The following is a 16389-nucleotide window of genomic DNA, read 5'->3' on the forward strand; positions in this document are numbered from 1 at the left end:
TTTTATATTTTAATGGATGACGACGTTGCTGAATAAACTCCCTGAAAGCGAGAAAAAATAAGGCGCCTTGCCTGGATTCAGTTATAGGGGGAAGTTTTCGCCGCTGCAATCGGCGGGGCGGAAATAGGCACCGATGGTCAGAGAGTGACAACCGGTGCCGGTTGTGAAGGGGATCACAACCGGGCGCTGCGGCGCCCGGCGGGAAGGATTATTCTGCCTTGGGCGCGCGATCGCGCATCACCCACTGGCTGGCGATCACCAGCACCAGCGACAGCAGCAGCAAAATGGTGGCCAGCGCATTGACCTCCGGCGAGACGCCGACTTTCACCATCGAGTAGATCTTCAGCGGCAAAATCTCGTAGCTCGGCCCGGTGACGAAGGAGGAGACGACCACGTCGTCCATCGACAGGGTGAAGCTCAGCAGCCAACCGGCCGCCACCGCCGGCATCGCCAGCGGCAGGATGATTTTGCGCAGGATGGTGAACTCGCTTGCGCCGAGATCGCGCGCGGCTTCCAGCATCTTCACGTCGAAGCCTTTCAGGCGCGCGTAGACGGTCACCACCACGAACGGCAGGCAGAAGGTGATGTGCGAGAACAGCAGCGACCAGAAGCCGAGCGAAATGCCCAGCAGCATGAACAGCACCAGCAGCGAGATAGCCATCACGATGTCCGGCGACATCATCACCACAAACAGCATGCCGCCGACAAACGGCTTGCCGCGGAAGCGGTAGCGGTACAGCGCCACCGCGGTCAGCGAGCCGATCAGGGTGGCGAAGGTAGCGGAGAGCACCGCCATGGTCAGCGAGTGCCCCGCGGCCTGCAGCAGGCTGTCGTTATTCAGCAGCGTGCTGTACCACTTGGCGGTAAACCCTTGCCAGTTGATGCCGAAGCGCGAGGCGTTGAAGGAGTTGACGATCAGGATGACGATCGGGATATACAGATAGGCGTATACCAGCGTCATAAAGCCGCCGCGCAGCAGACGTCCGATCATGCCAGATCCTCCTTCTTGTTCAGCAGGCGTGCGGCCCGGTAATAGACCAGCAGCAACAGCCCCATCACCAGCGTCAGGCAGATGCTGGTGGCCGCGCCGAACGGCCAATCGCGGATATTGAGGAACTGGCTTTTAATCACGTTGCCGATCAGCAGGTTTTTGGCGCCGCCCATCAGATCGGCGACGAAGAACAGCCCCATCGCCGGCAGCACCACCAGCAGGCAGCCGGCGATAATGCCCGGCATGGTCAGCGGCACGATGATGCGGATAAAGGTCTGCAGCTTGCTGGCGCCGAGATCGCGCGCCGCCTCCAGACAGGACTTATCGAGCTTTTCGATGCTGGAGTAGAGCGGCATCACCATAAACGGCAGCAGGATATACACCAGGCCGAGGACGACCGCTTCCGAGGTGTACATGATGCGCAGCGGCTTGTCGATGACGCCGATCCACAGCAGCGCGTCGTTGAGATAGCCGCGGGTGCTGAGAAACAGCTTCAGGCCGTAGATGCGGATCAGCGAGTTGGTCCAGAAGGGCACGATCAGCAGAAACAGCAGCAGCGGCCGCACCTTCTGCGGCAAGCGCGCCAGGATAAAGGCGAACGGATAGCCGATAGCCAGGCAGCACAGGGTGGCGATCAGCGCCATGTTCAGCGAGTGCAGCAGCACCTGGGCATACAGCGGATCGAACAAACGCCGGTAGTTATCCAGCGTGAACACCATCTGCACCAGGTTGGCGTCGTCGCGGGTCAGGAAGCTGGCGCCGATGATCATCAGGTTCGGCATGAACACGAACAGCAGCAGCCAGGCGACGACGCCGACGATCACCACATTCTGAAAGACTTTACGCGATTTCTTCATCGGCCAGCACCACCTCCCAGCTTTCGACCCAGGTCACCGCCATCTTCTGATTGAGCGAGTGATCGACGTCCGGATCGTCTTCGTTGAAGAACTCGCTGACCATCACCGTTTTGCCATTCTCCAGCTCGACCACCGACTCCAGCGTCATGCCTTTGTAGTTGCGCTCGCGCACGTACCCGATCAACCCGTCGTGCTGCGCGCTGTCGTTCACTTCTTCCACCCGCAGATCTTCCGGGCGCAGCAGCACCTTCAGCTTTTGGCCCGGCTCCACCGGCAGATCGGCGTAGATGTCGCACTCGCGGCCCTCGACGTTGGCGCGCACCCGCTGCGGATCGAGGCGTTGCAAAACCACCGCGTCGAAGATGTTGATCTCGCCGATGAAGCTGGCGACGAACAGGTTCTTCGGCTCTTCGTAGATCTCACGCGGCGTGCCGTCCTGCTCGATGCGGCCTTCGCGCATCACCACGATGCGATCCGACATGGTCAGCGCTTCTTCCTGATCGTGGGTAACGAACACGAAGGTGATGCCCAGTTTGCGCTGCAGCGCTTTCAGTTCGTTCTGCATCTGCTTGCGCAGCTTGTAGTCCAGCGCCGACAGCGATTCGTCCAGCAGCAGCACCTTCGGTTTGTTGACCACCGCGCGGGCGATGGCCACGCGCTGCTGTTGGCCGCCGGAGAGCTGCCCCGGCCGCCGCTTGGCGAACGCATCCAGCTGCACCATGCGCAGCGCCTCTTCCACGCGCGGCGTCAGTTCCGCCGCCGGCACCTTTTGCATGCGCAGGCCGAAGGCGACGTTGTCGAACACCGACATGTGCGGAAACAGGGCGTAGCTTTGAAACACGGTGTTGACGTGGCGATGTTCGGCCGGAATGGCGGTGATGTCCTGGCCGTCGAGCGCGATGCGGCCCCGATCGGCGTCTTCCAGACCGGCGATCAGGCGCAGCACCGTGGTTTTGCCACAGCCGGAGGGGCCGAGAATGGTAAGGAATTCGCCGTGATTAATCGTCAGATCCAGATCGGCAATGATGGTTTTGCCATCGAACGCTTTGCTCAGGGCATGCAGTTCAACAAGGGGAGTCGGAGAGGATGTCTCAGTCATTTATCGTATTACTCTATCCCGTGGGCTAATGCAGATAGAACCGCAACTGGAAAAGACTGCCGGAGCTTGCGGGATGCCCGCTGATCAAATGAAGCTCAAACCAGTTACGCCAATGGAAATTTTTCGAGCGCGCATGATAGACGCTGAATGCCGGAATTGAAAGCCGATCCGGCCCAGATGCCGCGTTTTTCATCATGATAGCGACAAATGACCCTGTGATGACAGCATTATTCCCCTCAGAAATCATCACAAAGGTTAATGATATTGGCGAATTCTGGTTAAAAATGACCTGACGCAATATTTGATCCTGATCGGTTCCGCATAATGAAACGCGATATTCTGAGGGGCCGCTACCATGGACAAATTACTTGACCGCTTTTTCAACTACGTCTCTTTCGACACCCAGTCCAAAGCGAACGTAAAGCATGTGCCGAGCACCGACGGGCAGTTGAAGCTGGCGCGTGCGTTGCAGCAGGAAATGATCGCGCTCGGCTTCGAGCGGGTGTCGCTCAGCGAACACGGCTGCGTGATGGGCACCTGGCCGGGTAACGTCGCTTGGCCGGTGCCTGCGGTCGGTTTCATCGCCCATCTGGATACTTCGCCGGATTTCAGCGGCAAACATGTCAATCCGCAGATCGTCGAGAACTATCGCGGCGGCGACATTGCGCTCGGCATCGGCGATGAAGTGCTGTCGCCGGTGATGTTCCCGATCTTGCACCAGATGCTGGGGCAGACGCTGATCACCACCGACGGCAAGACGCTGCTGGGCGCCGACGACAAGGCGGGCATCGCCGAGATCCTCACCGCTATGGTGCGCCTGCGCGCGCGCAAAATCCCGCACGGCGACATCCGCGTGGCCTTCACCCCGGACGAGGAGGTGGGCAAGGGGGCGCAGCTGTTCGACGTGGCGGCCTTCAATGCCGAATGGGCCTACACGGTGGACGGCGGCGGCGTCGGCGAGCTGGAGTGCGAGAACTTCAACGCCGCCTCGGTGACGATCAAAATCCTCGGTAACAGCGTGCACCCCGGCAGCGCCAAGGGGGTGATGGTCAACGCGCTGTCGCTGGCCACCCGCATTCATCAGGCGCTGCCGGCGGACGAAGCGCCGGAGACCACCGAAGGCTACCAGGGCTTTTATCATCTCAGCAGCATTAAGGGCAGCGTAGAGCGCGCCGAAATGCACTACATCCTGCGCGACTTCGAGCGTGAGGGGTTTGAGGCGCGCAAACGCAAGATGGTGGACATCGCTCGCGAGGTCGGCAAAGGCTTGCCGCGCGATTGCTATATCGAAGTGAGCATCGAAGACAACTATTACAACATGCGTGAACAGGTGGCGGAGCACCCGCACGTGATTGCGCTGGCGCAGCAGGCGATGCGCGACTGCGACATCGAACCGGTGATGAAGCCGATCCGCGGCGGCACCGACGGCGCGCAGCTGTCGTTCCGCGGCCTGCCGTGCCCGAACCTGTTCACCGGCGGCTACAACTACCACGGCAAGCACGAATTCGTGACGCTGGAGGGCATGGAGCAAGCGGTGGCGGTGATTATGCGCATCGCGGCGCTGGCCGCCGAGCGGGCGCGGTAAACCCCTTCATTCCCCGGCCGGCTTGGCCGGCCCGCATTCCCTTTTCTGATCCACCCGGCGGGGCTCCGTGCACTCGCCGTTCTCTTATCGTTCCCTGCCTCACTGTTGTCCCCTTCATCATACAACCCGTGGTGAGGGGATCTCGTTATCCTCAGAGATAGAATGCTGGTTATGCATACAGGCTTGCTGTGTGCTTAACCGGTTTTACAGCTTCGGTGCGGTGAGCCCAGTGGCCAGGGAATGCTGGGGGAATGAGCGCTGTTAACCGCCATCAAACAGGACGTAAGAGGGTAACAATCATGGCAGAAGAAAAGAAAAATGCTCAGGTGATTAACGGCGTTAATGACGATATCGCCGAACTGAAATCGCTGTCTACACTGCGCCAGCGCGTGGTCAGCGACGGTGAAATCGTCTCCAAATCGGCCAATGGTTTTCGGCTGGCAAATGGCAATACCGGCGTGATGCTGCGTAATGATGGACGCGATTTTTATGCGCTGACGACGCCGGGTGGCCAAGCGCTTAACGGACAGTGGAACACCCTGCGCCCGTTCTCGTTCAATTTGGCGTCTGGCCGGGTTGCACTGCGCAATGGGGTGGACATTTCCGGCGGGGCGATGGTCTCGCATGACGCGGGTATCTCCACCTCGACCACCGGCCCGATCCCGCTTATCAATGGACAAATCTATAACTCCGCACCTTTAAAAAGTGATTTCACTAGCGGTAGTGTCACCACAACCATCATGTTGGGATCCCGCGTCATTCCGGGGAAGGATAACTTCGGGTTAATTTCTTACCGCGACTGGCAGGGGAATTGGAACGAACTTCAAGTCAGAACTAACGCGGAACTTTCCGTCGGGCAATTGACCAAACGCAATTCTGACGGCTGGTTCTTTGCCAGCCCTCCTCAGAATGCAGATAGCAATAAAGAATCCCTTACCAAGGGATTGTACTTGCAAGCCCCGAATAACAAGCATGCCAATATTTATCACCATGACCATGTGAAATACAACGAACTCGTTATCAACGTGGGCAATGGCGGTCGGAATAGTTGGTTCGTTTTCAAAGAAGATGGCTATGCCGTTACCGGCGGTGGCTGGAACAGCAGCTCCGACGTCCGCATGAAAACGGACATCACCCAAATTGCTGGCGCATTGGACAAGTTGGCCAATATCGGCGGCTACACCTACCTCAAACAGGGCGTGCCGGAAGCCGGGGTGATCGCTCAGGAAGTGGAGAGCGTATTGCCGCAGTCGGTCACCCAAACCGAATTGAAGCTTAACGACGGCAGCGTGCTGAAGGATGCCCGGGGCATCAATATCAACGGCGTGGTGGCGCTGCTGGTTGAGGCGCTTAAGGAGGAGCGCTCACTTCGAGATGCCGAGCGTGAAGCATTTGAAGCTCGATTGGTTGCTTTGGAAAAAGCGATTGTGAACGCCTGATTAATATCGGTAGCGATAGTTTGCGCTGCGTGGTGCTCAGCGCTTTCGCCGGAGAGCACCACGCAGGCATTCACTTTACAATACGATGACGGAAAGGAACTCAATTATGGGTGGATTTAATTACGGTGGTGGCAAAGGGGACGGCACCAATTGGAGTAGTGAGCGGGGAAATGAACCGGCACCTGGCGGTGACTCTCAGGGTAATGGCGGAAGAGACAGCAGCAGCAGTGGGAACACCCAGGCGGCAGCCATACAGCGACAGATGAACGCCATTAAAAGTGACTCCTACGTTAATAATGTACTGAAAGAATTACAAAAAAAAGTGCGTGCGGTGGCGCCTTACGCAAAGGTTTACCTTTCAGGTGTTGATGATACCGGCAGAGTGCAGCTTCAGGTTGGCGAGATTAACCGTGCTGAAGAAGCGGCTGTGAGCCAGGCCTTGGCGTCAGTCCCTCAGGTTAAAAATGTACTAGGCATGGGATTCCCTAATGATGCCAAAGTCGTGTTTGGTGCGAATATTGATACTCCTCACCGCATCGGTAATTATCAAGGTGTTCCTAACGGAAACAATAATGGCAGTAATTCTGCTGCCGAAGACAAGGCGTCACTGGCAACATATTCAGAGGTACTGAACGGTAAGATTCCCCCCGGATTCTGGCTTGATAATGACAGGGTCATGACCGAAGTTACGATAAAATATGAAATCAACGGTGGTGGAAAGGGAGGTGACCGTACAGGGTACAGGAAAAGTAACGCCGAGGTGCCTTCTCTGACAGCAGCCTATAAACAATTTAAGCAGGTAGAGCGGGAAGTGGCGGAAGAAGCGCGTCGAGCCGAAGAAGCCCGCAAGGCTGAAGAGACCCGCAGAGCCGAGGAGGCCCGAAAGGTGGAAGAGGCCCGCAGAGTCGAAGAGGCTCGTAAGGCTGAAGAGGCTCGCAAAGCCGAGGAAGCCCGTAAGGCTGAAGAGGCCCGCAAGGTGGAAGCAGCTAGAAAAGCGTTGTTCGCTAAAGCGGGTATTATGGACGCTCCGGCGTATACGCCGGAAAAGCTAAAAGCGGCCAATGCGGCGCTGGCGGCGGCAGGCGCCATGGTGCTCAACCGCGCCCCCGCCATGCTGCAGACGTCGATGGTCGGGCAAGGTGTGATGACGACCACGAGCGAACTGGCCGGCTGGGCAGCGAGCGCATCGTGGCGGGCGGCCTACGAAGTCGGCAGTATACGCGCCGGCACCGCGGTCGCCGCCGGATCGGTGCTGGGGGCTTTTGCTCTCGGCTTCTACCCGACGGAGGTCGGTGCAGGGAGTGACCGGGTGCCCGGGCGGGATGTCAATCTGTTTGCCCTTCAGGCGAGCCTGGCGGCGGCGGGCAGGACGACCATTCAGCCCGGCATGACCTCGGTCGATTTGCCGGTGCGCGGATTTATCACCACTGACGATGACGGGAGACAGAGCGTCAACTTCGTCAGAACGGGCGTCGGCGGCGTATCGCCGAGCGTGCCGGTATTCAGACCCGTTCGCGATGAGCTGACGGGGCTGGACAAAATCATGCTGCCGGCGGTGGCGGGCGCGCCGGCCAGAACGATACTGATCAACCCGGTGCCGACCGGGCCGGCTGCGCCGGCGCATACCGGCAACGGCTCACCGGGGCCCAAATCGCCAGTGCATACCGGCACCGGCATCAGGCAGGCGGACAGCATCGTGGTCACCACCTTCCCGGCGGATGTGGTGCAGGATCTGCAAGACTTTATCCTGTGGCAGCCGGATGCGCTGGAAACCGGAGTTGAAGCTGTCTATGTGATGGTCAGTGATCCGCTGGACTCGGGGCGTTTTACTCGTCAGCAACTGGATAAAAAGTACAAGCACGCGAGTGATTTTGGTATTGCGGACACCAGAAAAAACAGAGAGACTCTGACTCAATATCGCGATGCGCTAGAGGCTCATTTGAAGGATAAGGATACGGTAGAGAAAGGGACTTATAGACGAGAAAAAGGATCTAAGGTGTTTTTCAATCCTAACACAATGAACGTTGTTGTTTTAAAAGAAAACGGCGATTTCTTATCAGGGTGGAAGATAAATCCAGACGCAGATAACGGTAGGATATATTTAGATACGGGGGATTTATGAATCGGATGGCAATTATTGATCTGGCTAAGAGTTTTATAAGAAAAGAGGTCGGGGCATTGGAGTTCTCCGAAAAAATATGTGTAGAAAGGCGTATGCTCTATGGGGTTAAGGATCAGGATAGAAACGTTATGAATTGTGGGGAAGAGCTGTTTATGATAGCTGAAGTTTACAATCCTGATTCAGAACGTGCTGATTATGAACTTGATGATGCCGGATTGCGTGCCGCAGTTATAACGACACTGGAAAAATTCAATTTTATCTGAACCTTTATTAGGGGGGGCTCTCGTAGATTTGAGTTTATCTGAGTATTGGGGACGGTAAAAAGAACCGCCTACATAGTGACAGAGTAGTTAACAAAAGTCCCCCTTACGCCCAATAGACGAGAGTCTCTTGGGCATTTTTTCATCACAATGACAAGGAAGTGAAGAGCTAATTTAATAACGGTTACTCGGTTACCCTTCAAGGTCCGGCATCAGGCAGGCGGACAGCATCGTGGTCACCACCTTCCCGGCGGATGTGGTGCAGGATCTGCAAGACTTTATCCTGTGGCAGCCGGATGCGCTGGAAACCGGAGTTGAAGCTGTCTATGTGATGGTCAGTGATCCGCTGGACTCGGGGCGTTTTACTCGTCAGCAACTGGATAAAAAGTACAAGCACGCGAGTGACTTTGGTGTTGCGGACACTAGAAAAAACAGAGAGACTCTGACTCAATATCGCGATGCGCTCGAGGCCCATTTGAATGATAAAGATACGGTAGAGAGAGGGACTTACATAAGAGAAAAAGACTCCAAAGTCTTTTTTAAATCAAGGACCAATAATGTTGTTGTAATTAGACGTGATGGATATTTCTCGACGGGAATGAAATTAAGCCCTGGGACGCCACAGTATAAAAACTATATGGAAAAGGAGTACTGTTATGAGTATGAAGTTGATTGAAATCGCGCAGGCATTACTCGACTCTAAATTAACCGCAGATGAGTATGAGTCACAGTATCTTAATGTGTGGAGGAAAGAACGCGATGACGGGACATTAAGAAATGATAGTAATGATGTTGGGTATTGTGCAGCAGAGCTTTTCAGCTTGGCGGATTGCTATACATCTTCCCCAAATCGGGATGGTAGCGATTTGGATGAGAATGAGCTCAAGATAGAGGTAAAAAAAACGCTCGAGAAGTATAATTTTCTCAAAAAAGAGTAAGTTCTATATGTTTTATAAATGAATACGCACACTCTGCCATCACGACGATGAGAAAGAGGGGGTTCTTCGCGCCCAGTAAAGAAAATTTATTGGGTGTTTTTACCTACTCATGTTTGCTTATGGTGAGCATCAGTATTGTAGTCAGATATTCTAATATTGTTGATTTAGATGTGTCGAGGCGTTAGCTTATCTGGAAATCTGCTGCGATAGATGCTGTCAGGCCGGAAAGAATGCCCTTTTAACATAGCGCATTTTTTTTGCACTAATACCCCCAGTGCATACTGGGGAGGTAGTGACATCACATATCGATAAGAGCGATGCAGACGGCCAGCATCACCTGGTTATTCACACGATGGAGGTTTTTTGGGATACACTTGGCCTTACTTATAACCACTCGAATTTAATGGGGTGGTTAACCGCCTGCTATACAAAATGCAGTAACCAGGTCTGCAACGCTCCACTCTTTGGTATCTGATACCTGGCCATCGCCTATTTCGATTAGGCGCAATTCGCCATTGGCATTTTTGGCGATATCGATCGAATAAAAAGGCGTTTTAATACGCGATGCGATCTGATGAACGATGTCAGGTATTTCACCATCGGCGGAAAAAACCTGGCCGTTAAGCGAAAAGTATCGGCGCTCACTGTCGTCAAACAAGTTTTCAAAGCGTCTTAAGCTAACGCCGCCTTCAAGCTCCCCTCTGTAATGCATAATCAGTTTAAGAACCTCTCTGATTTCAGCGGCATTGTGAGCTACCGAGCCTCGGGATGTGGTCAGCGATTTCACATAATCCTTAACAAAGTAGGCGGGCCAACAAAGTTGGGTGACCAGGGTGTCGAAATCTGTATCAGCCGTGGTGAGCACGGTCTCTGCGGTATATGACTTACATGGCTCATACCAGCCGGTTATATGGTGATTACGCAAATACTCATCCGGGGACTCAAGCATTTCCCCTCCATTAGCCGTTACCGCACGGTGCAACTGGCGATATTCCTCTGCATTCAACATCCAACCACGCCAGATTACCGGTACGCCTGGTTCAAAGCGGCCCGAAAAACGGGTTTTTCCTAATGCTGCGGCTTCTGAGGAAAGTAGAAAACAGCGTATTCCTCTATCTTTGGCGCAGGTAAATTCTTCGGCAAAATTTTCATCCGGTCTGCCTTGGTTTGAATAATCATCAGGATAAATAATTTGCATGGATAACACCTTGTATTAATTAGTATTGTAAGTAATTCAGTGAATGGCCTTAAAAATAACGTCAGTGGGACTGAGAAGCAATGGTTTGTTTGATTTCATGTGGTATGCATTACTTTCAAAATAATAATGATAGGGGCATTCGTGTGGTGGATAAATTGAGGTCTCGATAGAAACGTATTGTTGAGGGCGGGCCAGCTTTTTCTACCCTAAAGAAAAGGCCCGCATAAGCGGGCCGGTAGACATGTTCAACAGAGGCCACAGCCCCGAGAACTCAGTCGTTAAAGTACCAATAGCCGCTGTTGACCAGCGCGGTCAGCAGCGCCAGGAATGACGGTTCGTCCACCGCGTCGCCGAGCAGGGCGGCGTCGACGCTGAAGTTTTGGCACAGGGCGTCTGCGGCCTGCAGCTGGTCGGTGTCGATCAGCTCGCCGTTGACGAAGCAGCGATCGCCGACGCGCAGCACGCGCAACCCACCCAAGCGCTGCAGCGCTTCACCCTGTTGCAGCAGTTCGTAGATTTCCCCGGCCTGATACGGCGGCTCCGGCGGCGCCAGATCCAGCTCGTGGCGCGATTGGGAGATAAACTCGCCGAACCAGTGCTGGAAGTGCTCCGGCTGTTGCACCAGATCCAGCATCATCTGCCGTAAGGCGTCCACTTCCTGCGGCAAGATCTCCGCCGGGTGTTCGCGCAGTTTAACGTCCGGATCGCCGTAGCGCTTGCTGCCGAGTTCGCGCGCCAGCACGTAGTCGGCGAAGCCGCTCACCAGCTCGCGGCCGTTCGGCGCGCGGAAGCCCACCGAGTAGTTGAGCGCGTTTTCCAGCGCGTAGCCTTCATGCGGGAAGCCCGGCGGAATGTAGAGAATGTCGCCCGGCTCCATCTCTTCGTCGATGATGGCGTCGAACGGTTCGACCTGCAGCAGATCCGGGTGCGGGCAGTGCTGTTTCAGCGGCGTTTTTTCCCCGACTCGCCAGCGGCGGCGGCCGGTGCCCTGAATGATGAACACGTCGTACTGATCGAGGTGCGGGCCGACGCCGCCGCCCGGCACCGAGAAGGAGATCATCAGGTCATCCATCCGCCAGTCCGGCAGTTGGCGGAACGGGCGCATCAGCGCCGCCGAAGGCTCATGCCAGTGATCCACCGCCTGCACCAGCAGCGACCAGTTGTTTTCGCTCAGGTGATCGAAGCTCTCGAAGGGGCCGTGCGCGACCTGCCAACGGCCGTCCTGGTGGCTGACCAGGCGGCTGTCCACTTCGTTTTCCATCGCCAACCCGGCCAGCTCATCCGGGGAGATCGGATCGATAAAGTTTTTGAAGCCGCGCTTCAGAATCACCGGACGCTTTTGCCAATAACGTTGCAAAAAATCGTTCCAGTCCAGATCTAATTGATAATCCATGTTCTATTCCAGGATAGGGGAGTGAGCCTGAGTGCGATTATAACGGAAGTTTGGCCCCGTGGATCGGGGCCGCAGCGGCATAATTTATTCGTTGTGGTGGGTATCGTGCTGGCGGGCGAAAGTGACCTGCATGCGCGCGCCGCCGAGCGGGCTGTCGCTGATGACGATTTCGCCGTCGTATTGCTCGATGATCTCCGCCGCCACCGACAGGCCAAGGCCCTGGCCGGGGCGCAGGGTGTCCACCCGCTGGCCGCGCTGGAAGATCAGCTGGCGCTTGCTTTCCGGGATGCCCGGGCCGTCGTCGTCGATGACGAGGATGAGATTTTTCTCTGAGTGCAGCGAGGTGATCTCAACGAACTCCAGGCAGTATTTGCAGGCGTTTTCCAACACGTTGCCCATCACTTCCATAAAGTCGTTCTTCTCGCCCATAAAGGTCACTTCCGGCGAGATGTCCAGCGTGATCACCACCCCTTTGCGCTGGTAAACCTTGTTCAGCGCCACCACCAGGCTGTCGAGCAGCGCCGGCACCGAGTGGATCTCGCGCGTCAACACCGTCTGGCCGGAGTTGATGCTGGCCCGGTGCAGGTAGTAACCGATCTGCTGCGAGATGCGCCCGATCTGATCCAGCATGATCGGCTCGGCTTCTTCGATGGTGGTCTGCTTGCCGCTGCGCAGCGAGCGCAGGGTGCTTTGCAGCACCGCCAGCGGCGTTTTCAGGCTGTGGGTCAGATCCGACAGGGTGGTGCGATATTTGGTGTAGCGCTGGCGCTCGTTACGCACCAGAATGTTCAGATTGCGCACCAGCCCGCGCAGTTCGCTGGGCGGGTTCTCATCCAGCTGATCGCGCTCGCCGTTCTCCAGTTCGCCCACCTGATTGACCAGCGCCTTGATCGGCCGCAGGCTCCAGTAGGCCGCCAGCCACAGCAGCGGCACCACCAGCAGCAGGTTGGCCAACAGCACGTAGCTGAACCACTCCCACACCACGTCGGATCGCTGCAGCTCCTGCGGAATGCTGTCAACCACCACGATGGTCAGCGCCGGCAGGCGAGGCGTGGCGGCATAGGTGTTGACCGCCACCGAGTGGGTCAGCGCGTTCTGATCGGTATCGTCGTAATTCTTCAGCTGATCCTGCGCTTTGGGGTTGTCCCCCAGCACTTCGCTACTGACGCGGGTGTCGGTGTCGATTTCGTAGAAGCCGGACTCCTCCAGCCATTCCTTGTTGATCAGCTTCTCGAGCTCCGGCACCTTGCGCTGGCTCCACAGCAGGTTGCCTTTATCGTCGTAGATAAAGACCAGCGTCGGGAAGTTGAGATCGAGATCGGGGGGAATGGCGATGGTGAGTTTGTTGTCTTTCCACTGCGCCAGGCTGAAGAACAGGTTGCTCTCGCCGCGCAGCAGACGGAAGGCGGTTTTGTCGAAGCTGACGATATAGCCGACGACCGCCACCAAACCGTAAGAGAGCGACAGCGCCAGGATCACCCCGGCGGTCGCCATCAGGAAGCGGGCACGCAGCGAAAACGGTTTTTTATTCTTGTTGAACATCATGTTCACTTCGCGTCAAAACGATAGCCCTGGCCACGTACCGTGGTGATCACTTCATGCGGGTATTCCGCCTGCACTTTCTTGCGCAAGCGGCCCATCAGCACGTCGATGGTGTGGCTTTCACGCAGTTCGGCGTCCGGGTAGAGCTGCAGCATCAACGAATCTTTGCTCACCACCTTGCCGGCGTTGCGGATCAGGGTTTCGATGATGGTGTATTCAAAGGCGGTCAGCTTGATCTGTTGATCGTTGACGCTCAGTTCGCGGCGCGACAGATCGATCTGGAACGGCGGCAGCACGATCACCTGCGAAGCCAGGCCACTGTTGCGGCGCATCAGCGCCTGCATGCGGGCGATCACCTCTTCCAGGTGGAACGGCTTGGTGACATAGTCGTCGGCGCCGGCTTCCAGCACCGCTACTTTGTCCTGCCAGCTTTCGCGGGCGGTCAGCACCAGGATCGGCAGCTTGGTCTGATGGGCGCGCCAGCGGCGGATCAGGCTCAGGCCGTCTTCACCCGGCAGGCCGAGATCGACGATGGCGATATCCGGCGCGTGTTCCTGCAGGAAATAATCGGCTTCCTTGGCGTCTTCGGCCGCGTCGACCTGATGGCCCATCTCGCGCATCTGAACGGAAAGGTGGTGACGCAGCAAACCATTATCTTCAACAACCAGTACTCGCATGGCGAACTCCTGTGACTATGCGGGTGAACATCCTGTCACCCACGCGATAAAAGGGAACACGCTCTGCGGCGTGTCAGGGAATAACGCGGCCACCTGAACCATTTTGACAAAAAGTGCTGAGGCTATGGTAGGTATAACCCGCCCGGCCCGCAAGAGAGCCGAAGCAATGTATTAAAATAAGCGTTATCAATTTGTTCGCCGATATTATCGACAAGCTCTGATAAACGTCGGATAAACAGCGGCGGGGCAACATTAAACGCAACTTAAACGCGCCGGGCATTGCCCGCGAAAGGGAAGTGTGAGCCGGGCGCTTGATAAGCTTTAAAGGTACTAATAAGGTATTATTGAGGCAACGGCACATTTTCTCAGGAGCGACGGATGAAGCAGTTAACCCAGGCAGAACGCATAGCGGGCGCACTTTACGGACAGATGCTGGGCGACGCGCTCGGCATGCCTTCCGAGCTGTGGCCGCGCGAGCGGGTTAAACGCCATTTCGGCTGGATAGACGGTTTTCTCGATGGGCCGGAGGAGAACTCGGCCGCCTGTTACTTCAAGGCCGGGCAATATACCGACGATACCGCGATGGCACTGGCGCTGGCCGATGCGCTGCGGGAAGCGGAAGGTGAGGTAGTGCCGGCGCTGATCGCCCGCAATGTGATCCGCTGGGTGGACAGTTTTGACGCCTTCAACAAGAACATTCTCGGCCCCAGTTCCAAACTGGCGTTGAGCGAGCAGAAAGCGGGCACGCCGATCGCCGAGTTGGAAAACAACGGCATCACCAATGGCGCAGCAATGCGCATTTCGCCTTTGGGCTGCGTGCTGCCGTCTGCGCCGCTGGAGGATTTCTGTCAGCAGGTGTGGCTGGCCTCCAGCCCGACGCACAAATCCGACATCGCCGTCGCCGGTGCCGTCGCGATCGCTTGGGCGGTTTCGCGTGCGGTGGAGGGCGCGGACTGGGCCTCGATTCGCCTGGCGCTGCCGGGCGTGGCGGAGTATGCCCAGCGCCGTCAGGTGACGACGTTCAGCCCCTCGCTGGCGGCGCGCATCGAGTTGGCGTTTCAGGTGGTGGATGAGGCCGCCGATCCCGAGCAGGCCTCTGAGCGGATATATCAACTGATTGGCGCCGGGGTGAGCACCATCGAGTCGGTGCCGGCGGCGCTGGCGATGGTGCAGCTGGCGCAAACCGATCCTACCCGTTGCGCGGTGCTGTGCGCCAATCTGGGCGGCGATACCGACACCATCGGCGCGATGGCCACCGCTGTCTGCGGCGCGCTGCACGGCGCCGACGCGATGGATCCTGCCCTGCTGGCGGAGTTGCAGCGGGTGAATTCGCTGGACGTTGAGGCGTATGCCCAGGCGTTCGCGCGTTTTCGCCTCCGCCGGCAGGGCGAGGCGTGACGGATCAGCTTTCGCTGGTAAACTCGTACATGTCGCTGCGGCAGAAGCTTTCGCTGTATTCGATCGGCTTCTTGCGGTGGTCGAACAACGTCTGGCGCACGATCAGCAGCGGCATCGGTTCGGATAGCTGCAGCGCCTGGCGGATGTCGTCGTCGGCCATCGCCGCGCTGACCTGGCTGCGCAGCGAGCCCATCTCCACATTATTGCGCCGGAAGTAGTCGTACAGCGAGATGCCAATCTCGTCGACGTTGGCAATCGCCGCCGCCACCACGTAGGACACCGCCACCGACATCGGCCGCCGATCGATAAAGTGAATGCGCTTGAGTTGGTAGATCGGCGCTCCAACCGCCAGCCGGAGCTTTTCCGCCAGTTCGGCGCTGGCCGGCACCCGCTCGCGGCTGATCCATTGCGTATCCGGCTGACGCCCCTGTTGCGTCGCCTCGCGCGAGAACCCTTTGATGTCCGCTAATGAATAGCGCAGCTTCGGCGCGGGCCGTTGCGGCTGGATGAAGGTGCCGTAGCCGCGTGAACGGCCGATGATGCCGTCTTGCTCAAGGCAGGCCAGCGCTTTGCGCACCGTGATGCGTGAGATGCCGAGCCGTTCGGTAAACAGGCGCTCGCTGGGCAGGAAATCCCCCGCGTTCAGCAATCCTTGCTCGATAGCCTGGCGCACCGAGGCGTTAAAGCGCAGATATAACGGCATCGCGCCCGCGCTGGCCAGATCCTGCAGCAGTTTTTCCAGCAGACGCTGGTTGATCTCCTTGCTCATAGCTGACGGAAGTCCTGTAGCCGCAATGCGATGGCTTATTTAATGGGATTTCGCCGGGCAGCGCAACTGCCGCCGCCGCTGGGAGAAATGAGGTAGAGTAGTGTGCTATCGCCCCAGGCTC

At 56.9% G+C, this 16389-nt stretch carries 16 protein-coding genes; 7 read left to right on the forward strand and 9 right to left on the reverse strand.

Going from position 1 to position 16389, the window contains the following annotated elements:
* Nucleotides 1-208: 208 nt before the first annotated feature.
* From potC to J0F90_RS10095, 4 genes are read right to left on the reverse strand one after another with little or no spacing between them, the layout of a single operon-like run.
* The gene (gene potC, locus J0F90_RS10080; protein ID WP_033640617.1) at nt 209-991 is read right to left on the reverse strand and encodes a spermidine/putrescine ABC transporter permease PotC; all 783 of its coding nucleotides are present in this window, start codon (nt 989-991) and stop codon (nt 209-211) included.
* Complete coding sequence (potB, locus tag J0F90_RS10085) at nt 988-1848, reverse strand: spermidine/putrescine ABC transporter permease PotB (RefSeq protein ID WP_004941149.1); 861 nt, start codon at nt 1846-1848, stop codon at nt 988-990. Before potB ends, potC begins: the two co-directional genes overlap by 4 nt.
* A complete protein-coding gene (gene potA / locus J0F90_RS10090) occupies nt 1832-2947 on the reverse strand; it encodes a spermidine/putrescine ABC transporter ATP-binding protein PotA (protein ID WP_033640616.1) in 1116 nt (371 codons plus the stop codon). Before potA ends, potB begins: the two co-directional genes overlap by 17 nt.
* A 25-nt stretch (nt 2948-2972) precedes the next feature.
* The gene (locus J0F90_RS10095) at nt 2973-3245 is read right to left on the reverse strand and encodes a hypothetical protein (protein WP_126186627.1); all 273 of its coding nucleotides are present in this window, start codon (nt 3243-3245) and stop codon (nt 2973-2975) included.
* Nucleotides 3246-3302: 57 nt separating this feature from the next.
* On the opposite strand from J0F90_RS10095, the gene pepT reads away from it, so the two are divergent.
* The 6 genes from pepT to J0F90_RS10130 all read left to right on the forward strand — a co-directional run bounded on the left by pepT (nt 3303) and on the right by J0F90_RS10130 (nt 9291).
* Complete coding sequence (gene pepT, locus J0F90_RS10100; protein ID WP_033640614.1) at nt 3303-4532, forward strand: peptidase T; 1230 nt, start codon at nt 3303-3305, stop codon at nt 4530-4532.
* A gap of 299 nt (nt 4533-4831) precedes the next feature.
* A complete protein-coding gene (locus J0F90_RS10105; protein ID WP_033640613.1) occupies nt 4832-5971 on the forward strand; it encodes a tail fiber domain-containing protein in 1140 nt (379 codons plus the stop codon).
* Nucleotides 5972-6077: 106 nt separating this feature from the next.
* Complete coding sequence (locus tag J0F90_RS24675) at nt 6078-8093, forward strand: S-type pyocin domain-containing protein (protein ID WP_261140105.1); 2016 nt, start codon at nt 6078-6080, stop codon at nt 8091-8093.
* Nucleotides 8094-8098: 5 nt separating this feature from the next.
* Complete coding sequence (locus J0F90_RS10120; RefSeq protein WP_227944609.1) at nt 8099-8356, forward strand: colicin immunity domain-containing protein; 258 nt, start codon at nt 8099-8101, stop codon at nt 8354-8356.
* Nucleotides 8357-8585: 229 nt separating this feature from the next.
* Entirely contained in the window at nt 8586-9029 is a 444-nt protein-coding gene (locus tag J0F90_RS10125) for a colicin D domain-containing protein (RefSeq protein WP_229601630.1), read from the forward strand.
* A complete protein-coding gene (locus tag J0F90_RS10130) occupies nt 9010-9291 on the forward strand; it encodes a colicin immunity domain-containing protein (RefSeq protein WP_033640608.1) in 282 nt (93 codons plus the stop codon). Before J0F90_RS10125 ends, J0F90_RS10130 begins: the two co-directional genes overlap by 20 nt.
* A 412-nt stretch (nt 9292-9703) precedes the next feature.
* Here J0F90_RS10130 and J0F90_RS10135 read toward each other — a convergent pair whose 3' ends face one another.
* From J0F90_RS10135 to phoP, 4 genes are all read right to left on the reverse strand, one after another.
* Complete coding sequence (locus J0F90_RS10135; RefSeq protein WP_042707019.1) at nt 9704-10489, reverse strand: ATP-grasp domain-containing protein; 786 nt, start codon at nt 10487-10489, stop codon at nt 9704-9706.
* A 271-nt stretch (nt 10490-10760) separates the two neighbouring features.
* Nucleotides 10761-11882, reverse strand: coding sequence for a ribosomal protein uL16 3-hydroxylase (locus tag J0F90_RS10140; protein WP_033640607.1), 1122 nt, complete (start codon nt 11880-11882; stop codon nt 10761-10763).
* Nucleotides 11883-11966: 84 nt separating this feature from the next.
* Nucleotides 11967-13424, reverse strand: a complete 1458-nt coding sequence (gene phoQ / locus J0F90_RS10145; protein ID WP_028128045.1) for a two-component system sensor histidine kinase PhoQ — start codon at nt 13422-13424, stop codon at nt 11967-11969.
* Nucleotides 13425-13429: 5 nt separating this feature from the next.
* Nucleotides 13430-14101: a two-component system response regulator PhoP gene (gene phoP, locus J0F90_RS10150; RefSeq protein WP_004941169.1), complete on the reverse strand. Its 672-nt coding sequence runs from the start codon at nt 14099-14101 to the stop codon at nt 13430-13432.
* 378 nt (nt 14102-14479) lie between these two features.
* Between phoP and J0F90_RS10155 the strand changes: the two genes are divergently transcribed.
* Nucleotides 14480-15499, forward strand: coding sequence for an ADP-ribosylglycohydrolase family protein (locus tag J0F90_RS10155; protein WP_033640606.1), 1020 nt, complete (start codon nt 14480-14482; stop codon nt 15497-15499).
* A 4-nt stretch (nt 15500-15503) separates the two neighbouring features.
* On the opposite strand, the gene J0F90_RS10160 is transcribed toward J0F90_RS10155, so the two are convergent.
* The gene (locus J0F90_RS10160; protein WP_033640605.1) at nt 15504-16268 is read right to left on the reverse strand and encodes a GntR family transcriptional regulator; all 765 of its coding nucleotides are present in this window, start codon (nt 16266-16268) and stop codon (nt 15504-15506) included.
* Nucleotides 16269-16389: the final 121 nt, after the last annotated feature.

Origin of the sequence: Serratia marcescens subsp. marcescens ATCC 13880 (assembly GCF_017299535.1) — a bacterium.
GTDB lineage: Bacteria > Pseudomonadota > Gammaproteobacteria > Enterobacterales > Enterobacteriaceae > Serratia > Serratia marcescens.